Origin of the sequence: Kribbella sp. CCNWLW201, from assembly GCF_037203805.1 — a bacterium.
Lineage (GTDB): Bacteria > Actinomycetota > Actinomycetes > Propionibacteriales > Kribbellaceae > Kribbella.
The window spans coordinates 64,890-84,232 of record NZ_JBBCBQ010000001.1; the positions used below are offsets into that span (position 1 = coordinate 64,890).

The 19,343-nt window shown below is 68.3% G+C and carries 14 protein-coding genes; 5 read left to right on the forward strand and 9 right to left on the reverse strand.

The genetic code is table 11. From position 1 onward, the window contains the following. Positions 1–2: 2 nt before the first annotated feature. Positions 3–1,217: an aminotransferase class V-fold PLP-dependent enzyme gene (locus V9K99_RS00305; protein WP_337008218.1), complete on the reverse strand. Its 1,215-nt coding sequence runs from the start codon at positions 1,215–1,217 to the stop codon at positions 3–5. Here V9K99_RS00305 and V9K99_RS00310 point away from each other — a divergent pair. Next, entirely contained in the window at positions 1,216–2,601 is a 1,386-nt protein-coding gene (locus V9K99_RS00310) for an aminotransferase-like domain-containing protein (RefSeq protein WP_337008216.1), read from the forward strand. The genes V9K99_RS00305 and V9K99_RS00310 overlap by 2 nt on opposite strands. Here the strand turns inward: V9K99_RS00310 and V9K99_RS00315 are convergent. From V9K99_RS00315 to V9K99_RS00325, 3 genes are read right to left on the reverse strand one after another with little or no spacing between them, the layout of a single operon-like run. Further along, the gene (locus tag V9K99_RS00315; RefSeq protein ID WP_337008214.1) at positions 2,591–3,463 is read right to left on the reverse strand and encodes an RNA polymerase sigma-70 factor; all 873 of its coding nucleotides are present in this window, start codon (positions 3,461–3,463) and stop codon (positions 2,591–2,593) included. The two genes, V9K99_RS00310 and V9K99_RS00315, sit on opposite strands and share 11 nt — an antisense overlap. Continuing rightward, positions 3,460–5,160 (reverse strand): ferritin-like domain-containing protein, encoded by a 1,701-nt coding sequence (locus V9K99_RS00320; RefSeq protein ID WP_337008212.1) that lies wholly within the window; start codon positions 5,158–5,160, stop codon positions 3,460–3,462. The genes V9K99_RS00315 and V9K99_RS00320 overlap by 4 nt, the downstream gene beginning before the upstream one ends. Further along, positions 5,157–5,921 carry a class I SAM-dependent methyltransferase gene (locus tag V9K99_RS00325; RefSeq protein ID WP_337008210.1) on the reverse strand — a complete coding sequence of 255 codons (765 nt, stop codon included), beginning with the start codon at positions 5,919–5,921 and terminating at the stop codon, positions 5,157–5,159. The genes V9K99_RS00320 and V9K99_RS00325 overlap by 4 nt, the downstream gene beginning before the upstream one ends. A gap of 141 nt (positions 5,922–6,062) precedes the next feature. Between V9K99_RS00325 and V9K99_RS00330 the strand changes: the two genes are divergently transcribed. Then, positions 6,063–7,016 (forward strand): ArsR/SmtB family transcription factor, encoded by a 954-nt coding sequence (locus V9K99_RS00330; protein WP_337008207.1) that lies wholly within the window; start codon positions 6,063–6,065, stop codon positions 7,014–7,016. Between the two features lie 39 nt (positions 7,017–7,055). Here V9K99_RS00330 and V9K99_RS00335 read toward each other — a convergent pair whose 3' ends face one another. Together V9K99_RS00335 and V9K99_RS00340 are read right to left on the reverse strand one after the other, a co-directional pair. Beyond that, positions 7,056–10,337, reverse strand: coding sequence for a S8 family serine peptidase (locus V9K99_RS00335; RefSeq protein WP_337008205.1), 3,282 nt, complete (start codon positions 10,335–10,337; stop codon positions 7,056–7,058). A 195-nt stretch (positions 10,338–10,532) separates the two neighbouring features. Then, a complete protein-coding gene (locus V9K99_RS00340; RefSeq protein WP_337008203.1) occupies positions 10,533–13,973 on the reverse strand; it encodes a discoidin domain-containing protein in 3,441 nt (1,146 codons plus the stop codon). A gap of 194 nt (positions 13,974–14,167) precedes the next feature. Here V9K99_RS00340 and thiS point away from each other — a divergent pair, with 194 nt between their 5' ends. Together thiS and V9K99_RS00350 are read left to right on the forward strand one after the other, a co-directional pair. Beyond that, positions 14,168–14,374: a sulfur carrier protein ThiS gene (gene thiS, locus V9K99_RS00345; RefSeq protein ID WP_337008201.1), complete on the forward strand. Its 207-nt coding sequence runs from the start codon at positions 14,168–14,170 to the stop codon at positions 14,372–14,374. A 1-nt stretch (position 14,375) separates the two neighbouring features. After that, complete coding sequence (locus V9K99_RS00350; protein ID WP_337008199.1) at positions 14,376–15,149, forward strand: thiazole synthase; 774 nt, start codon at positions 14,376–14,378, stop codon at positions 15,147–15,149. Here the strand turns inward: V9K99_RS00350 and V9K99_RS00355 are convergent. The 3 genes from V9K99_RS00355 to V9K99_RS00365 form a co-directional block, all read right to left on the reverse strand. Then, complete coding sequence (locus tag V9K99_RS00355; RefSeq protein WP_337008197.1) at positions 15,146–15,697, reverse strand: hypothetical protein; 552 nt, start codon at positions 15,695–15,697, stop codon at positions 15,146–15,148. The two genes, V9K99_RS00350 and V9K99_RS00355, sit on opposite strands and share 4 nt — an antisense overlap. Before the next feature lie 70 nt (positions 15,698–15,767). Beyond that, a complete protein-coding gene (locus V9K99_RS00360) occupies positions 15,768–17,675 on the reverse strand; it encodes a DUF6807 family protein (RefSeq protein WP_337008195.1) in 1,908 nt (635 codons plus the stop codon). After that, on the reverse strand, positions 17,675–19,150 hold the full coding sequence (locus V9K99_RS00365; protein WP_337008193.1) for a glycoside hydrolase family 43 protein: 1,476 nt from the start codon (positions 19,148–19,150) through the stop codon (positions 17,675–17,677). Before V9K99_RS00365 ends, V9K99_RS00360 begins: the two co-directional genes overlap by 1 nt. A gap of 59 nt (positions 19,151–19,209) precedes the next feature. Here V9K99_RS00365 and V9K99_RS00370 point away from each other — a divergent pair, with 59 nt between their 5' ends. Beyond that, positions 19,210–19,341, forward strand: a complete 132-nt coding sequence (locus V9K99_RS00370) for a hypothetical protein (RefSeq protein WP_337008191.1) — start codon at positions 19,210–19,212, stop codon at positions 19,339–19,341. Positions 19,342–19,343 lie beyond the last annotated feature (2 nt).

Sequence of the window (19,343 nt, forward strand, 5' to 3'; positions counted from 1 at the left end):
GTTCAGGAGGCTAGGTCGGCGACGGCGTTGGCGACCAGGTCGATTTCCTCGGTGGTGTTGTAGTAGTGGGGGGATAGGCGGAGGCACCAGTCGACGGATTTGTCGGTGAAGTCGTATTGGGCGAAGTGGTGGAAGCTGAGGGCTGAATTGATGCGCCTTGCGTCCATGGCGGCCTTGAAGGGATGTGGCTGCCAGCCTTGGATTTCGAAGGTGACCAGGGCACCGAGGGTGGTGCCGCGGTCGAGGACGCGGATGCCGGGAATGTCCGCGAGCTTCTCGCGCAATCGCGCTGCCAACAATGGGGTACGGCGGGAAATCGCATCCAACCCGACAGTGCGCGCATAACGTACGGCGGCGGCGCAGCCGAGCACCGTGGCGTACGGGAACTCCCATTCCTCGAAGCGGGCCGCGGTGGCGGCTGGTTCGTAGCGGTCGGGGGCGACCCAGCGGGATCCGTGCATGTCGATGAAGAGCGGCTCGTACCCGGCCGCCAGGACACGGTCGGAGACGTACAGGAAGCCCGAGGCGCGCGGGCCGCGCAGGAACTTGCGGCAGGTGGCGGTCAGCAGGTCGCATCCGATCTCCTCGACGTCGATCGGGTACTGCCCGACTGATTGGCAGGCGTCGACGAGGTAGAGCAGGTCCAGCTCGCGGCAGTGGGCGCCGATCTCGGCGATGGGCTGGACCAGACCGGCATTGGTGGGGATGTGGGTGGCGGTCACCAGCCGGGGCCGACGGGTGCGCATCAACTCGGCCATCGCGGCGACATCCACGCCACCCTCGGGCAGGTCCGGAGCATGCACGATCTCCACGCCGAAACGCTTGCGCAGGGACAGGAACGCGATCTGGTTGGAGATGAAGTCGTTCCGGGTGGTGAGGATGACATCGCCGCGCTCGAAGGGGATCGAGGACAACGCGGTGGCGTAGGCATGCGTCGCGCTGCCGGAGAACGCGATGTTGTCCGGCGTGCAGTTGATGAGGCCGGCGACCTCGCGGTAGAACGCGCGCACCTCGTCGGCGCGGGCGGCCGATGCCTCGTAGCCGCCGATCGTCGCCTCCAGTTGGAGGTGGTCGACGACCGCTGCGAGGACCGGTGTCGCGAGCAGGCCGCAGCCGGCGTTGTTGAAATGTACGACGTTCTCGCAGCCGGGGGTGTCGGCGCGCAACCGCAGAAGTGATTCCGGGGTGATCTCAGTAGTGCTACCATCAGCCTTCATGTCCGATGGTAGCACTACTGAGACGCTGGTGACCCGGCTGCGGGCCCTGGTGGCCGACCTGCCCGCGGGCGCCAAGGTGCCGAGCAGTCGCGAGCTCATCGAGCGCTACCGGGTCGGGCCCGGCACCGTGTCCCGTGCGATCGCCACGTTGACCACCGAAGGTGCCGTGATCACCCGCGCCGGCGTTGGCACGTTCGTCGCGCCGCGCGTGATTCGCCCGGATGTCGTGAGCGACATGTCCTGGCAGGAGGTCTCACTGGCCGGCCGGGAGTACGACCCGGCCAACGCCGTCGAGGCGGTTCAACTCCCCACCGGCGACGGGATCGCGTTGTCCGGCGGCTACCTCCACGAGACACTGCAGCCCACCAAGGCGCTCGGAGCCGCGCTGGCCCGCGCAGCCCGCCGCCCGGACGCCTGGCACCGCGCTCCGACCGCCGGCCTGGAACCGCTGCGTGCCGCATTCGCACGTACGACGGGAGGCGCAACCATCCCGCAGGACGTGCTGATCACCGGCGGCGGTCAGGGCGCGTTGTCGATGTTGTTCCGCGCGATCGTGGCGCCGGGCAGCCCGGTGCTGGTGGAATCGCCCACCTATCCGGGCGCTCTCGCCGCGGCCAGAGCCGCCGGGCTGAGACCGATCCCGGTGCCGATGGACGACGACGGCATCCGGATCGACCTGCTGGCCGACGTGTTCGCCATGACCGGCGCCCGCCTTCTCTACTGCCAGCCCACGTTCCACAACCCGACAGGCGTCGTACTCGCTCCCGACCGGCGCCGCCAGTTGATCGAGGTCGCCCGATCGGCCAACGCCTTCGTCATCGAGGACGACTTCGCCAGGCACCTCAGCCACGGGCGCGCAGCACCGGCGCCCCTCGTCGCCGAGGACCACGACGGGACGATCGTCTATCTGACGTCGCTGACCAAACCCGCCTCACCCAGCCTGCGCATCGGCGCCGTCGTCGCCCGGGGTCCTGTGATGCGTCGCCTGCTCGGCATGCGGTACGTCGATGACTTCTTCATCGCCAGGCCGCTACAAGAGGCGGCGGTCGAACTGCTCAGCACCCCTGCCTGGGACCGCCACGTCAAGTCGCTGGCGACGAATCTGAGGGACCGCTGCGCCACCCTCGTCGGCGCCCTGGAGCGACACGTCCCCGACTTCACGGTGACCAAGGTCCCGGATGGCGGACTCCATCTCTGGGTGCGGTTGCCGGCGGATCGCCAGGCAGTTGCCGTGGCCGACGCGTGCCGTGCGCGCGGCGTACTCGTCAACGCCGGTGACCGCTTCTTTCCCGCCGAACCTCCCGGCGCCCACCTGCGGCTGAGCTTTGCCGCCGCCGCATCCGTGACCGAACTCGCCGAGGCAGCGTCCCGGCTCAGCCAGTAAAAGTCCTGATCTTGGCCGGGTTCAGTTGCCACATGACCTGGTTGATTCCGGTTGTGGTGGCGGTCACGGTGAGGATGGCGAAGGCGACGCCATCTCGGCGCAGGACCGCTACCGCTTGGCCGTTCGCTGTGCCCAGTTCGACGTCGACGTCCTTCCACCAGTGTGGGGCGATGGCCTTGTGGTACTTGGCTACTCGTTCAATGCCGACCACTGGGACGCGGGTGGCGCGGGCGGCGCCGCCGCCGTCGGAGTAGCTGATGGCGTCGTCGGCGAGCAATTGCTCGAGCGCCTCCAGGTCGCCGGAGCGCGCCGCGGTGACGAACGCGCTCAAGAGTTGCCGTTGTTTCTTACCGGTGACGGGATTGCGGCGTTCGGCGAGGATGCGTTTGCGGGCCCGGCTGACCAGTTGGCGCGTCGCCGTCTCGGTGGATCCGATGATCTCGGCGATCTGGCCGTACGGGTAGTCGAACGCCTCGCGCAGGATGTACGCCGCCCGCTCAGTCGGTGAGAGCCGTTCCAAGATGAGCAGTACGGCGAACTCCAGCGCCTCGTCGCGTTCGGCACCGAGAAGTGGATCCGCGCTGGTGTCGACCGGTTCGGGCAACCACGGTCCGATATACGTCTCCCGCCGTACCCGGGCCGACTGGGCCACGTTGATGGCCAGCCGGGTGATCGCCGTCGCCAGGTACGCCGCCGGATTCGCGACCGTGGACCGGTCGGCCGCCTGCCATCGCAACCACACGTCCTGGACCAGATCCTCGGCCTCGGAAGCACTCCCGAGCATTCGGTACGCGATACCGAACAGCCGCGGCCGAACCTCCGCGAAGACCGCCGCGGCCCGCTCCAAGTCCGCTGAGGTCATTCGTGGAACTTGATCTCGCGATGCGTGCCGTCACACAGCGGCTTGTTCGACGAGTGCCCGCACCTGCACAGCGTCACCCGATTGCGAGACTCCAGCGCCTGCCCGTCGGTCCGGTACACCGGCAGACCGCCGGTGATCCACAGCGCACTGGCCTGACCGTCCTCCTCCCCGAGGACCGAGATCGCCCGCGGCAGATCCGGCTCGATCGACTCTCCACCGCGGTGGAGCGCGTAGCTGTACGACCCCGAGGGGCAGTGATCGATCCGTCCCATGACATCGGAGCGTACGTCGCTGTCACCGGTGTCGGCGAGCATCTCGGCGATCGGGCGGGTCCGCCCGATGCAGAAGGCCGCGTGGACGCACAACTCCCCGACGCGCTGCGCCGAGATGCCGATCCCGTCGTGCACGTGCTGCAGCTCCCGGTACGGCGGCATCGCCGAAGCCTCCTTTCCGTCGAACCCGACCACCGCATGCGTGCCGTCGCAGAACGGCTTCGAGCCGGACTGGCCGCACCGGCAGAGTGCGTAGGTCTCCTCGGTCTCGATGTCCGCAGAGGTCTCCCAAGTGAGCGAGTCGTTGTTCTCGGACACGATCTTCTGCTTGCGCCGCAATGGCACCCGGCCGTAGACGACGTACGGACCGTTCGGCAGTACGGCGACCCGCTGCGCGGCACCGACTGCCCATTGACGCGACGACGGCGCGACATAGTCGAAGGTAGGTCCCGCCGTATGTCCGTCGTCCAAGGGCAGCTGCATCAACGCCGAAGCCTGCGCCTTGAGCGCGTACATGGTGCCGATGGCAACGGACAGCATTCGCGGGCTCCCGTTGAAAGCCTGCTCGAGCAGATGCAGCACAGCGCAGTACGTGTGGTTGAACTCCTCCTGCGCGACCCGGATCGGGTGCCCCGAAGGATGGTCGGTCGGGCGCTGGTTCGGCCGCATCGGGTGTACGCCGTCCGCGTCGAAGCTGATCGGCTCGCCGGTCGGGCCGGATTCCGGGGTGTCGCCACGCTGGTATCGCCTGCCCAGCTTGAGTTCCTGGAACCGGTAGTAGTGGGCGACCTCGTCGCGGTCCGGGTGGAACATGTCCGCGTCGCCGTCCCAGACTTCGCCACGCGCCGTACCCTCGCCCTGCTCGACGATCTCCTCCAGGGCCGCGAGCGCAGACGCCAAGCTGTCGACCACGATCAGCCGACCGCCGCTGTGCCGGAAGTGCGCGTTGCTCACCTGCCGGGCCGGATCGCCGGAGAACACCACCTCCTCGCCCAACGAGGCGCACAAGGACCGCAGTCCCTGTTCGAGCGCGTCGTAGAACTGCCCGATCGTCTCGTAGTTGTCGTCCTCGGCGGGCCCACCCGGAGGTGCCGGTCGCTCGATCTCAAGGAACATCTCCAAGGCTTCCGGGCCGAAGGGAACCAACGACAGTTCCAAGGACCCGTGCGGCAGCCGACGCGGATGAGGCGGAAGCATCTCCGGGGCGTCCAGCCGCGGCCGCCCGCCGACCGCGTTCAGGATGTTCGCAGCCAGCGCGAGGTGCAGCATCTCTTCGGAGAAGACACTGCCGACGACCTGGACGGCCTCCGGGTTCCGCCGCGGGTCCAGCGAGTAGAGCGCGCAGAGGTACGGCGGAAGCGTCGCGTGCTCGAGTTCGACCGCCCACTGCAGGTGCTCACGGAGGCTTTCCAAGGTCCACGTCATACTCTGCTCTCCTGTCTGGTCGCGTGAATCAGTTGCATCGAAAGGTGTCCGTCGTCGAAGAGGCCGGCGAGGCGCCGGCCTTGGCGGGCGGCGAGGGCGTATGCCCGGTGGGCGCGGTGACGGGCCTCGACCATTGCGGCGACCTCCGCGGCGCGCCGGGACCACGATCGCGGCACCTCGGCGGGGCGATCGATCTGTTCCACCACGTCGAAGCCCGCGTCGCCGAGCAAGGCGTCGAGCTCCTCCTGGCCCGGGAAGTGGTTGCCGTCCGGCGGCCTGTGCAGCTGATTGCCCTGAGCAACAACGACGAGCAGGCCGAGTGATCCGCCGGGCACGAGTACCCGGTGGAGCTCGCTGAGCAGGGCGGCCTTGTCCTCGACCGTGCAGAGCACCCCCAGACACCAGGCGACGTCGACCGACGCCGTACGCAGCGGAATCCGCCGGCCGTCGGCCAGGACGACGGGCAGCCCGAACAAGTCGGCGGCGGCACGGCAGGCGGCCGGCATCGGCTCGAGCAGGATCGGGCTGACCCCGAACCGTTCGGCCGCCCAGGCCGCGGGTCCCCCGACGCCCGCACCGACGTCGAGCAGGCGCATGCCGGCGGACAGCTCACAGGCTTCCGCCAGCCAGGCCAGCGCCGTCGGGCTGGAACTGCCACGGCACGCGGCCGGTATGGCGTACCGGTCGCCGAGTTGGCGTACGGCGTCAGCAGTCCACCCGGCCACGTCGTCGAACTCGGCAACCATCGCCGCAGCGGTCATTCGCCACCTCTCCCAAGCACCGGTCGACAGCTAAGACAGGCGAGCCGATCGAGGTGTGACAACCGCGCAGGCTGGTGGCGGGATACTTGCGGGAATGGACGCCGGGGAGCCGGCCGGGACTGAAGCGACGAAGGGGCGGCTGTGCTCACCTACGAGCTGACCTCGCGGGATCTGGAGGAGGTGCGGTTCGCGGTTTCGCCGGCGGCGGAGACCGTGTTGTCGTTGCGGGCGCTGCAGGACCCCGGTCGGTTTCCTCTTCAGTTGCCGTGGGTTCGCGCGGTTCAGCCGTTGCTCGAGGCGCTGGACTGGAGCGTGCTGCGCTGGCTCGTCAACGACCGGATGGGCAGCCCGGACTTCCTCACCCCGCGGCCCACTTCCCCGCTGACCCAGTTCCAGGACGAGCTCGAGCTCATCGCCGCGGTGGATCGGACCACGTTCGAGCGGCAGCTCATCGCGGTGAACGGGGAACTTCCCGACGTGCTGGCCGGATCCGACGGTGTGGCGAAGGTGGTCGAGGCCCTGCACGAGTACTGGCAGACGGCGATGGCGCCGTACTGGTCGCGGATGCGCACGGTTCTGTCCGCCGACATCAGTTTCCGCGGCCACGTGCTCACCGAGCAGGGCACCGGCGTGATGCTCAACGAACTCGGGCCCGCGATCAGCTACCAGGACGGACTGCTCCGCGTTGACAAGGTCAGCGATCCCAGCCGGACCGAACGGGTCGACGGCCGCGGCCTGGTCCTGCAGCCGACCCTCTTCGGGCCGCACGCAGTCATCCCGTTCGACATCGGCGCCGAGCCTCTCCTCGGCTATCCGCCCCGCGGGCAGGGTCACCTCTGGTCTGTCGTCGAGCCGCCGTCGCAGCGGGATCTCGCCCAGCTCATCGGAACGGCGCGCGCCCGCATCCTGGAGTTGCTCACCCATCCCCGGACCACCACCGACCTCGCCACCGAGCTGAAGGTCACCCCGTCCGCAGTAAGCCAGCACCTCCAACTGCTCCGTCGTACCGGCCTAGTCGAGCCCGAGCGCACGGGAAAGCAGGTCCTCTACCGACCGACAGAGCTCGCTGCCCTCCTCACCGGCCGCAGCCAGTGAGGGCCTCCTGAAGCCTGGAGGCCCTCACTGTGTCGCTAGCTAGCTGACGGACTGGACGACCAGCGAGCCGGAGCCCACTGTGGCGCCGCCGTCGGTCTGGACGGTCAGGGTGCCGGTGATCGTGCGGCCGGCGCCCGGTTGGGCAGCGACGGTCAGTGTCGCGGTCGGCGTCCACGACGAGCCGGACGGGTGTACGGCGTTCGCGTCGTTGCTCGTCAGTGAGCCGAGTGCCGGCGACACGTAGGAGTCGACGAGGTCGTACGCCGTACTACCGCTCGGCACCGAGAACCCATCGACCTCGATCCGGTAGAGCGACGCCGCCGGGTTGACGAGCGTCACCTGCTCCACAGCCGTCGCGCCGCCACTGGATCCCACCAGTACGCACGTCGTCGGCGTCGAGCAGCGGAAGACGAGCAGATCGATATCAGCCCGCAGATCGGACGCGTTCCCGGTCCTCACCGTGTACGACGTGACACCGGCCGGCAGTACGACGTCGAACGACTGCTGTGCCAGGTGCGCGATCGTCGGACGCTGGGTCTGCGTACTGGCCAGCGCGCCACCACCGACGAGACGCCCGGTGAACCCGGCCAGCTGGTTGGCGACCGTGTAGCTGCGGACCATCGGCGTACCGATCGTCGCTGACGGCACCACATCCGGGTTCGGCGTGATCGACGTGCCCAGCACGGTCGCGGTCAGGCCGAACGGCGCCTGCAGGACGTCGGAGGTACGGCGTGCCTCCACCACGAGCTCCCAGACGCCCGGCAGCGGGTTGACCACCGTGCGGCTGTGTGGCGTGCCGTTGGCGCAACCGGCGCCCGCGTCCGGGTCGTAGCAGCTCAGACTCGAGTTGCTGTCGAGCGGCAATCCCTGCGGGGTGTACCGCAGGAAGCGGATCTGGCCGTCGCCTGCCCCGGCGCCACCGCCGGTCATGTCGACCTTGAGCGCGCTGGCACCGACCGGCACTCGCACGAAGTAGCTGCGGGTGGTGTTCCGGCCGACCGTGCCGCTGGCTTGGAACGTGTAGGCGTTGGCTGCCGTGAAGGCGTGCGGCACGAACACCGCGTTCATGGTGATCAGGTCGACGCCCGGCGTACTCGAGTCGTCGAGCTGCAGCACCGAGGAGTGCGCGCCCGGGCTCGCCGGGTTGATCTGTACGGCGAAGTCGACCGGCTCGTTCAGCGGCAGGCTGACCTTGGTCCGCGAATTGAACGTGCCGTCGTTGCCGATCCACCGGACCTGGAAGGCCACCGGTTTGGCCGGCCCGCTCGTCCGGGTCAGGGTGTACGTCCGGTTGTACTTCACGCCGAGCGTGACGCCCTCGCGGTCGTGGATGCCGACGCCGACGTTCGGCGTCGCCAGCTGGCCACTGAGCACCGTGCTGACCGGCACGGTCGCCGTGATCGCGTGCGGCTGCTGCCCGGCGCGGAGCTGATCCCAGGCCGCGGTCACCGCGAACAGACCGGCACCCTGCTCGTAGGCACCGAGCTGGGGCTGGTACGTCGCACTGGACCGGATCGCACTGCGCAACGCGAGCGCGGTCGGCCGGCTGCCGAAGGTCGCCTTGTACGCGCTGACCAGCAACGCGGCGGCACCAGCGGCCTGCGGAGCCGCCATCGAGGTGCCGTTCAGCATCGAGTAGCCGGGCGGCAGGGTGTAGGTACCGGGCACCGGGCCACCGGCCTGCCACCGCGGCGTGGTGGAGATCGCCGCACCCGGCGCGACGATGTCCGGCTTGAATCCGCCGTCCTCCCGCGGACCGCGCGACGAGAACGGGTGCAGCCACTTGTCGTTCAGCGGGTCGGAGCCGTAGTTCGACAGCCAGGTCTCCCTGGTGATGTACGAACCGACGCTGATCGAGTTGGTCGCCACCGACGGGTCACCGACGGAGTTCGCCCCGGCGCCGCTGTTACCCGCCGAGATGAAGATCTGCATGTTGAACTCGTCGATCGTGCGGTTGTAGAGCAGCGCCCGCGCGTTGTTGCCGTCGTTCAGCGCCGGCAGACCGCCGATCGAGATGTTCACCACGTCGGCACCGTTGTTGGCGGCGTACAGGACGCCGTCGATCAGGCCGCTGCTGGTGCACGACGTGGTGGTCAGGCAGACCTTGACCGCCATCAGCTGCGCCCCGGGAGCCGCACCGCTCATCGCTCCGCCGAACAGCCCGTTGGCGGCGGTGATGCCGGCGACGTGCGTGCCGTGCTGCGCTCCGGCGATGCCCAGGTTGACCACCGAGCCGGCGTCCGAGTTGGGGTCGTACACCGATCGGTCGGTCACCACGACGAACGGCACCCGCTCGATGACGGCGGTGGCCGGGTTGTCGGTACCGAGGAAGGCGAAGTCCCGGTTGACCTTGAAGTCGATCATCGGGGTCTGGTCGGTGAAGTCGCCGTCCTGGTCGATGTCGACGTACACCTGCTTGGTGGTCCGGTCCTGCAGGACGCCGATCGACTCGTTGCCGACGCCGTCCCGGTCGATGTCTCCGCCGAGCTCACCCTGGGCGAGCTCGCCGGCGGCCTCGCGGAGCAGGCCGAACGCGTACGGCCCGCCGGTCGCCGGCGCGATCCAGCTACGGCTGCTGGCGGTGAAGGTCCCGTTGAATCGGCCGGACGTGCTGATCCAGGTCGCGTCACCCGAGGCCGGGGAGTTCGCGTTGTACCAGTCGACGATCTTGTGCTGACCCGTTGTAGTGGTCTGCAGCGCCGGTGCGTCGAGGTCGATCCCGGAGTCCAGGACCGCGATCTTGGTCCCGCGGCCGTCCCACTGCGGGTTCGCCAGCCCGAACTGGGCGGCCTGCGTGTCACCCGTGGGCAGGTAGGGATTGACCCGCGGCGTGTTCGGGCCCGGAGGTGTCTGCGGGGCCGGCTGCTGGGTGCCTTCCGGTTGCGGGTCGTCGATCGGGATCAGCCCGTCGATGTCCACCGCCTCGACCGCGCTCAGTCTGGCTGCCTGTTCGGCCTTCCCGGTCGGGATCTCGACCTTGAGGTAGTCGACAGCACCGTCGGTCTTCAGCACTACGCCCCCGAGGGCGCGCAGCTGGTCGGCAGCGGCCGACATCTTGTTGGGCTCGGCCGCGACGAGCAGCGTCACCGTCTTCTTGCCTGCCCTCTGGGCCGCGGCAAGTCGCTCCCGGTCGGGCTCGCCGAGGTCCTTGTCCGACTTCGGATGCGGATGGGCCGCGGCCGCACTGCCGCGGTCGGTGCCGCGTGGCTGGGCGGCGGTTGATGGCAGCGCGGTCGTGCTCGCGGCGACCAGCCCGAGTACTGCGGCGGTCGCGGCGGCCAACCTCGCCAGTGGACGGTGCACAGGCGTCGACGAACTCATGTAGGGTCCCCTCCCCGGGCCGAACGGCTAGGAAGCAGTGGACTCCGTCGCACCGGCAAGCGCAAGAGTTCGCCGCCAAAAACCATCCGCGAGCAGGTGCCTACGGCAACGGTTGCCCGGTTGCCGACGCGACTGAACCGGTTCGGTCAAACCATTGATTTGGCCGCCCGCCCGGGGACGAGCGGCCATCCAGCGCTACGAGGTCCTGAGCAGTTGCACCTCAGCGACGTTGGTGAAGCCACCGTGGCCGTCGTACACCCGGATCATCGGCTGGGAGGTGGTTGACGCGAGGGGGAAGACGTACCACTGGTTGCCGTCGGTGATGCCGGTGATCGTGGCCAGCGTTGTCCATGTCACCCCGTCGGTGGAGGCTTGCAGAAGGGTGCCGTTGGCCCGGGTGGGGAAGTTGCCGCGCGGGCGAACCCGGATGGCGTCGAAGTCCAGCGTGGTTCCGGCCGGCGGGGTGACCTTGACCCAGCCGTTGCCGCTGGTGGTGTCGGTATAGGTGTTGATGTCACCGTCGAACATCCGCCAACCGTTGTCCTCGGCGGTGCCGACACCCGGGAAGATGAGGCTGGAGGCAACCACCCAGCCACGCTGGACCTCCACCTTCTGCACGCGCGTGTTCCACAGCTGCAAGGACGACCCATCCGTCGTACCGACAATCGTCGCGCCGGTCTCGCCCGAAACCGTCGTGTAGTCGACCGCAAACCGCAGCGCCCGCCCGTAGGCCACGTCAGCAGGCAGTACGACGCTCGCCCTCCAGTGCTGACTGTCGGAGCTGGTCACCTGCGCGCCCACACCTTCGATGCGCGCGGCAACAGAACTCAGCGGCTCCGCTGCGGCCATCGTCAGCGTGACGGTGTCGCCGTTCTGAGCCAGCTTCGGATCGCTGTTGCTCGAAGCAATCGCCACCGAGTTCAGCGCCGTACTCATCTCCATCCGCTGGCCGTAGATCCGGAACTCACTGAAGCTGGACAGCCCCGGGTACGCCGGATCCGTCGGCACGCCGGGGTGGTCGACCTGGATCTTCAGGAACCGGAAACTCAAGGACTTGACCTCGTCCCGCACCGGGATCTTCTCCAGCTCGAACGCCCGGTCACTCGTGTTCGTGGTCTCCCGCGACGTCAGCAGCGTCCAGGTCGTCCCGTCGTTGGAGCCGTACACATTCGCGCCCTCGGAGCGGTTCGCGAAGTTGTACCGCGCCTGCAGCCCGAACGCGTCCGCCTTCACCCGGAAGCCGGCGCCGTAGTCGATGATGGCCGCCGCTCGCAGATCGCCCGAGAAGGTGTTGAAGTCACCGTCCAGCATGTTGCCCATGGCAACCTGCGACAGGGACGCCGACGTGGCCCGGCCCCAGTAGTCGAACGATCCGTCGTCCGGCATCGCCGGCGTGAGCTTCTCCAGCCCGGCGACAGCTGCCTGTACGGCGGCCAGCCGGCCGGCGAACGTCGCTGAGTCGGCCGAAAGATCCGCCTCAGCAGCAGCCCGCGCCGCAGCAACCGCAGCTGCGGAGGACTTCACGTACACAGTCTCAGGGTCGTACCCGGTAAGAGCTGCACTGATGGCGTCCGCGCGGTTGGCTGCAACCGTGACCGCGACCCGTAGCACCGACACCGTTGTACCGTCATCGGCCACGACAAAGGTGCCATGGTCGCCCGTCTGGCCTGCCGTCGGCGTCCACGTCAGGACACCCGTCTGCGGATCGAGGCCGGCTCCACTCGGCAGCGCCGTACCAGCTTCGTAGGACAACGACCCAGCGTCCGTTGCGGAAAGGTTCACCGACAGCGGCTCACCCGCGACCGCGACCAGCCGCGTGTCCGTGCCCCGCGAGAACACCGGAGGCGTGAGCTGGGTCTTGGCCTGCAAGTTGATCGCATCGATGTCCACGGCAACCTTCGGCGAACCGACGATCGTGTAGTACGCGAGCGACTCGCCACCCGCGCTGCCGCGGAGCTTACTGGTGTCCATGTCGTACGTGATGTACCGCCAAGCGCCACCTGTGTCCGGCACTGTCAGCGAGTAGTACGGCGCCTTCGACAACTCCTTGCGGATCTGCAAGGTCGCCGTTCCATTCGTCCGCACCAGCACACCCACCGGGCTGTAGCCGTTCCGGTTGTCGTACAGCAACGTCCGTACGGCGATCGTCGTACCAGACTTGCTCGCAATCATCCGGACGAAACCAGGACGCACCGAGGTCCCGCTCGTCATCGGGAGCGTCCGCGTCTCCGCCTGGATCAACGCATCCCGTTGCACCGGAAGAACCGTCCCAGCCACACTCGCCGGGAACGACAGCCAGGAGTCCGGGTTGTAGTCGGGGTTGCTGTTCCAATAGTTGTACGACGCCGTACCCCAGTAGAACTGTGCGGCCGAGTCCTGCCTCGTCGCGACCTCCGTGATACTCGGCGCGATCGCCGACATCACCGCCGCGCCGAGCTTGTCCTTGTACACGTGGTACAGCTCGTTGGTGGCATCGAAGATCCGGCCCCGGTACGCCTGCGACAGCACGCCACCCCGCCCGGTGGTGTCGATCCACGGGATGTCCTTGCCCAGCATGAACGCGAAGAACTGCTCCGACCCACGCAACAGGCGATAACCACCGAAGACCCACGGCGACACCGCGTTCCGCCTGGTGGAGACCGTGCCCAGCACCGGATCCAGCCGGGTGCCCTGGACGTCGATCACACGAGCGAGCTGGGTGAGCATCGACACGTCGTCCCACGCGTGCGCCTGGTCGCGACCCATCTCCTGGATCTGGACGAACGAACGCCCGTACGGGTTGGCCGGGTCGTCCTTCGCGATGACCGGCATCACCTTGACGAGCGCGCCGTTGGTGTGGTCGTCGGGGTTCGTGGAGTTGACCGCGAACCACTCGACCGCCTCGCGGTAGCGCGGCAGGTTGTCGGTGAAGACGTAGCCGGCCATCGCGCCGATGAGCGAGTAGCTGTGCTGGTTCATGAAGTTCCGGTTGCGGTACAGGAAGGTCTGCGTCATCGGCACGATCAGGTTGGCCGTGAGGTCGGCCGTGTCGGCGTCGTTCCAGTTCAGGTCGTAGCTGTCGCTGCCCGGGTTGACGCTCGAGTAGCGGATGATCTCCGCCGCCGCGAGCATCCGCATCAACGGCGGACCGCTGTGGATGTGCGCGTCCGGGTAGTAGGCGTACGCGTTCGGATCCATGTGGCTCCAGATCCGGATCAGTTTCAGGCTGTTCGCGCGGTACGCCGGATCACCGGTGATGATGTAGAGAATCGCCTGCGTGTAGGCGCGGAACGCGTCGTCGATGAACAGCGACTGCACACCCTGCGAGTTGAACGCACTGTTCGCCGGCCGATCCAGGACCGGGCCCTGATTCCTCGAGCTGAACGTCGTCGAGGCGTACTTCGTCGCAACCATCGCGGCGTAGTACGACGACCAAGGCTCGACGCCGGCCTGGACCTGAGACCGAGCACGCTCCAGCGAGTCGGCACTCACGGCGAGACCGGGGTGCACGAATCCGGCACTCGACGTCACTCGGTTCAGGGTCGGCGCGGGATAGGTCGTGTCCGCGGCCGCAGCCGGGACGACACTGAGGAGTGCGAACACGGCGGCCGGGAGCGTCACCAGCGCGGCCAGCCGGCGCCTGCCTGTCTCGAACATAGGCCAGAGCGTCACACCCCGGCTACGCTGGGGCAAGCGCTTGCCGTGGACGGAAAATTTCGGTCGCCGCGGTGCATGAGCTAACCTCGACAGAGCCGCGGGAGCTCACGCTGAAGTGGGCTGAGAGGGCGACTGACGAGGGCGTCGCCGACCGCTGAACCTGAATCGGGTAATTCCGGCGTAGGGAGGACGCGATGGCGTACGACGTATGGGTCAACGGCAAGGCGACGAGCATTCCGCCGAACCGATCCGTGGCCGACCTGGTCCGTCAGTACTCCGACCGGCAGACCGGGATCGCGGTGGCGGTCAACCAGTCGGTGCTGACCCGGGACGAGTGGGCCGGCACCATGCTCGCGGACGGCGATCGGGTCGAGATCGTCAGCGCGGTCCAGGGTGGCTGAGATGGACGATCCACTGGAGCTCGGCGGCCGGACCTACACCTCCCGGCTGATCATGGGCACCGGCGGTGCCGCGAACCTCGAGGTGATGACGGAGGCGTTGATTGCCTCTGGCACCCAACTCACCACGGTCGCGATGCGCCGGCTCGGCACCGGTCACGAGGGCTCGATCCTCGACGTACTCAAGCAGCACGGCATCGACGTACTGCCCAACACGGCCGGCTGCCACACGGCGGCCGAGGCTGTGCTGACCGCGAAGCTTGCCCGGGAAGCACTGGAAACGGACCTGATCAAGGTCGAGGTCGTGGCCGATGATCACCTGCTGATGCCGGATCCGGTCGAGTTGCTGGATGCCGTAGACGCGCTGGTGGCGGACGGGTTCACTGTGCTGCCGTACACCAACGACGATCCAATCCTGGCGCGCCGGCTCGAGCAGGCCGGGTGCGCGGCGGTGATGCCGCTGGCGGCTCCGATCGGCTCCGCCCTCGGCATCCGCAATCCGCACAACCTCGCCCTCATCACCGAGGCCGCGAACGTCCCGGTGATCGTCGACGCAGGCATCGGTACGGCGAGTGACGCGGCGCTGGCCATGGAGCTCGGCTGCGCCGCCGTCATGCTCGCCACCCCGGTCACCCGAGCCGAAAAGCCCGCCCTGATGGCAGCCGCCATGCGCGACGCGGTCACGGCCGGCCGCACCGCCCGACTGGCCGGCCGAGTCCCCCGCCGCTACCACTCAGCCCTGGCCTCGTCACCAGTGACCGGTTTGCCCAACTTCTAGGTCAGCTGCCCGAGAACGGCTGCACAGAAGGTGGAGTCGTCGGCGTGTGGGCCATGGAACCGGACCTCTTCGGAAAGCAGGATCCCGCCTGGCTGGCTGTCGCCGAGGGTGTCGAAGACACCCACTAGCTTCACCACGCCTCGGTCGCGGAGAAGGCGGTTACCGTCGGGGTCGGTGAGGGTGAACGTGCCGGCGTCCTGGGCCTCGAAGCGCCAGATGTCGCCAGAGATGTGGGTGGCGTGCTGCTCGAGGAAGACGCCGTTGCCGGTGATGATGAGCTGATTGCCGGTGGCCGGATAGGTGATGGTCTCGACGAACTGGTAGTTGTCGTGGGCAAGGAATGCCTGACCGTCCGAGTCCTTCACGGTGCGGAGCGTCACCACCCCGCTGAATTCGACCGTGCCGGTGATGGCGAGGCCACACAGGGTGTCGGTGAACGAGTCGGTGCCGGAGTACCGCGTGTGCTCGAGCGGCTTCGCCGCCTGGGCTACACCAGGTGTGAGCAAGCCGATCAGTACGGCGACCAGCAGCAGCAAACGTCGTGACATGGTGAAGTTCCCCCTTCGCTCGTGCTCCCCCAGAGCGATTCAGCTCACCGTAGGACGACGCCGACCGGGTTTACAACGGGGCAGCCAGGCGAGCGGCCAACTCCGCACCTTCGGGCAAGTCGATGGAACGGTCCAGTAGCAGTGCGGTCAGGGAGAGTGACAAATCCTGGTCGGGTTGCAGGGCCAGGGCGCTTTGCCAGGCCAGGGCCGGCCCGGCGCCGACGTAGTCGGTGGAGCGGAGGAGCCACGGGCACACTGCGTCGGATTGCACGAGGAGCAACGTGGTGACGGCGTCGCCGCGTTGCTGAACGAAGGCCAGCCAGCGGCTGAGGGAGCCGTAGGCGGCGTCGGTGCCTTCACCGGCTTCGCTCAGCACCACAGTGGTTTCGGCGGAGGGCAGTCGCCAGAAGATGCCGCCGTACCCGGCGCCGGGACGCCCTGCGGTGGCCGGGCTGTCGATGCGGATGGGACCGTAGCGGGCGGTGAGGACGCTGTTCCAGTCGAGGCGCCAACCGCCTTCGGCCAGTGAGCCGCTGAGCCGTCGCCGTTCCACCAGTTGCGGCTGGCCTTGTTCGTCGTACCAGGTGATGTCGTCGGTCAGCGAGTTGCCCGGGCCGTCGTCGACGGTGACACCGCGGCTGCGCTGCTGGCCGTGGTTCGTCAGCAATGTCGGACCGCGGCCGGGGAGGAACGTGCGACCACCCCAGTGCGACGTTCCGTTGACTCCGGCAACAGCCAGCGAGACACCGTAGTGATGCCGGTGGTCGACCGGGCTCACCTCGGTCAGCGGGTTCCCGCCCAGCGTGCGTACGGGATGCAGATAAGGCCGCGGCGAATGCACCTGCGGCATCCGGCGCCCGAACTCGTAATGCGCGAGCAGCCCCGACGAGGACCCCAGCACGAAGATGTCCCCCTGCTGCTGCCAGCGAACCGGCCCCAACCGCCCCCGCGGCGCATCCCCTTGCAACCGGGTCGCCCGCGGAACAGGTCCGGTGCTCGCCCGCAACGCCAGCCGCAGATCCGGTACGCCGTCGACCTCGCCCTCCGATCCGGCGATCTCGGCGTACAACACCCGCCAGGCCAATTCCCCCAACCCCTGTTGAGGAACGCGCACGGTCGTCAGCGACGGTACGGCGAACCGCGACAACCCGATGTCGTCCATCCCGGCCACCGACAGATCGGCCGGCACGGCGACGCCGACCTCGTTGAGCCGGGCCAGCAGCCCGAACGCGACCAGATCGTTGAACGCGACAACGGCCGTGACATGCGCTTCCAGCACCCGCTCGACTGCGGCGTACCCGTCCTCGATCGACGAACCGCACTCCAGCCGAACGATCTCCAGTCCGGGAATCTCGCGCTCGGCGATCTCCAGCGAGCGCAGGCGATCCGCGTTCGAGGCACTCCCGACCGGACCGGCCAGATACGCGAGCCGTCGATGCCCGAGGCCGACCAGATGGTCCACCACGATCCGCACCGCCCGGCCGAAGTCGATGCCGACGTTGGCGACGTCGGACGGTCCCTGGCGGTTGACCAGGATGACCGGCTTCACCTTCGGCAGCAGCTCGAGCAGGCGGTCCTCGGCCAGCCGCGGCGACACCATGATCAGCGCGTCACACCGGCGCCGGGCCTCCACCGCGATATCCGCCTCGGCCAGCGGGTCCTCGTCGGTCTCGGCGACCAGGACGCGGTAACCGGCCGCGGCCGAGGCGTTGGTGATACCGCGCATGATCTGCTGGAACAGCGGGTTGCCGAGGTCCGGGACCACCAGCGCGACCATGTTCGTCCGGCCGAGGGACAGGTTGCGGGCGAGGTCGCTGGGCCGGTAGTTCAGCCGGTCGGCGGCGGCCCGGACGCGTTCGGCGATGTCCGGCGCGACCGTGACGCGACCGTTCATCACCCGTGACACGGTCGCCCGCGACACCTCCGCCGCGCGGGCGACATCGGCGATCGTGATCGAGTCCTTCGGTGTCCTGCCCATCAATCCGTCTCTCGCTCGGTAACCCGGACCGGGCCGAACACGGCCCCGCCACCGTCCATCGTGCCTTGGGGCGCGGCAGCGAAGAGGCCCACCTCGGCCCCGATCCACCGCCCCTCCACAGCCTGGAAGGTCGTCGCGATCTCCACCCACTCACCGCCCACCCGATACGAGAACCGCACAACCGCATTCTCATCGACGTCAGCGGCCAATTCGACGTACGGCGTCTCCAGCGGGGCGTGGTGCAAGACGTCCTCATCGGGTGTGCCGCGCTCCCGCAGCACGAGGTCGACACCGGTCGGCGTGAGGTGGAGCCCGATCCACGCGTAGCTCTGACCGAGTACGACGAGACCCGCGCGCGTGCCCGGTCCGCCGCCGTCGAGCTGGACCGAGGTCTCGAACCGCCGTGAATGCCCAGGCAGCTGTTGACCGAGCACCTGCGGGAGATTCCGCAGGTCGCCGTCGTCGTCCGGGAGCACGGCCAACCGCAGTGAGCCGTCCTTCGGGGCGTCGTACCAGTCGGGGCGCGGGTTCGCCTGCCAGTGCCAGATCGGCGCCAACTCAGGCCCTTCGAAGGCGTCACTCCGCCCGGGTTCGCGCTGCTCACCGGTCGGTAGCGGATGCCGCAGTACCGGCTCTCCGCCGTTTCCGATGACCGGCCAGCCGTCCTGCCACGTCATCGGCTGCAGGTGTACGACGCGACCCGCCGGACCGCGATCTTGGAAGTGCAGGAACCAGTCCTCACCCTGCTGTGTATCGACCCACGCCCCCTGGTGCGGCCCGTTCACCGGCGTCGACCCCTGCGCCAGTACGACGCGACCCTCGTACGGCCCGTACGGCGACCGGGCCCGGAACGCGGACTGCCACCCGGTCGACACTCCACCGGCCGGCGCGAAGATCCAGTAGTACCCGTCCCGCTTGTAGAACTTCGGCCCCTCGAGCGTCGTGTACCCGGGCAACTCGTCCCCGTCGATGACCGTCCTCGCCGGCCCGATGACTCGATCGAGTGCCGGTGACACCTCGCGGACGGTCAGCCGGTTCTTGATCCCGGCCCGGCTCTTCGCCCAGCCGTGGACCAGATAGCAGCGCCCGTCGTCGTCCCACAACGGGCACGGGTCGATCAGACCGCGGCCGGCCAGCAGCAACCGCGGCTCCGACCAGGCGCCGGCGGGATCGGCGGCACTGAGCACGAAGATTCCGTGATCCGGATCGGGATAGACGATCCAGAACCGCCCGTCGTGGTGCCTGATGCTGGGCGCCCAGACACCGCTGCCGTGCCGCGGGATCCGGTAGTGCTCGACCGGCGGCACCTCCCGCAGGGCGTGGTTCACGAGCGTCCACGAGATCAGGTCGCGCGAGTGCAGCACCGGCAGCCCGGGCGCCCGGTTGAAGCTGGACGCGATCATCCAGTAGTCGTCGCCGACCCGGATCGCGTCCGGATCCGGCCAATCTGCGTCCAGCACCGGGTTGGCATACACAGGTGTCACCCTCCGATCGGGAAACCGCCTTCCGAACCCTATTGCGAGCCCGGTGCGTTGTGTTTTACAGCGTCGACTTCGGCGCGTTGGCGGCGGGCGGCGTGGTGGCCGTCGTACCGGTTGTGCTTGTCTTCGCGTATGTGCAGAAGTTCCTGGTGCAGGGCCTGTCGGCGGGTGCGGTGAAGGGTTGAGA

What these genes read in the sequence shown, in the direction of transcription:
- V9K99_RS00310 (WP_337008216.1), top strand. Translation starts at nt 1,216, where the DNA reads ATGTCCGATGGTAGCACTACTGAGACGCTGGTGACCCGGCTGCGGGCC.
- V9K99_RS00305 (WP_337008218.1), bottom strand. Translation starts at nt 1,217, where the DNA reads ATGAAGGCTGATGGTAGCACTACTGAGATCACCCCGGAATCACTTCTG.
- V9K99_RS00315 (WP_337008214.1), bottom strand. Translation starts at nt 3,463, where the DNA reads ATGACCTCAGCGGACTTGGAGCGGGCCGCGGCGGTCTTCGCGGAGGTT.
- V9K99_RS00320 (WP_337008212.1), bottom strand. Translation starts at nt 5,160, where the DNA reads ATGACGTGGACCTTGGAAAGCCTCCGTGAGCACCTGCAGTGGGCGGTC.
- V9K99_RS00325 (WP_337008210.1), bottom strand. Translation starts at nt 5,921, where the DNA reads ATGACCGCTGCGGCGATGGTTGCCGAGTTCGACGACGTGGCCGGGTGG.
- V9K99_RS00335 (WP_337008205.1), bottom strand. Translation starts at nt 10,337, where the DNA reads ATGAGTTCGTCGACGCCTGTGCACCGTCCACTGGCGAGGTTGGCCGCC.
- V9K99_RS00340 (WP_337008203.1), bottom strand. Translation starts at nt 13,973, where the DNA reads ATGTTCGAGACAGGCAGGCGCCGGCTGGCCGCGCTGGTGACGCTCCCG.
- thiS (WP_337008201.1), top strand. Translation starts at nt 14,168, where the DNA reads ATGGCGTACGACGTATGGGTCAACGGCAAGGCGACGAGCATTCCGCCG.
- V9K99_RS00350 (WP_337008199.1), top strand. Translation starts at nt 14,376, where the DNA reads ATGGACGATCCACTGGAGCTCGGCGGCCGGACCTACACCTCCCGGCTG.
- V9K99_RS00355 (WP_337008197.1), bottom strand. Translation starts at nt 15,697, where the DNA reads ATGTCACGACGTTTGCTGCTGCTGGTCGCCGTACTGATCGGCTTGCTC.
- V9K99_RS00360 (WP_337008195.1), bottom strand. Translation starts at nt 17,675, where the DNA reads ATGGGCAGGACACCGAAGGACTCGATCACGATCGCCGATGTCGCCCGC.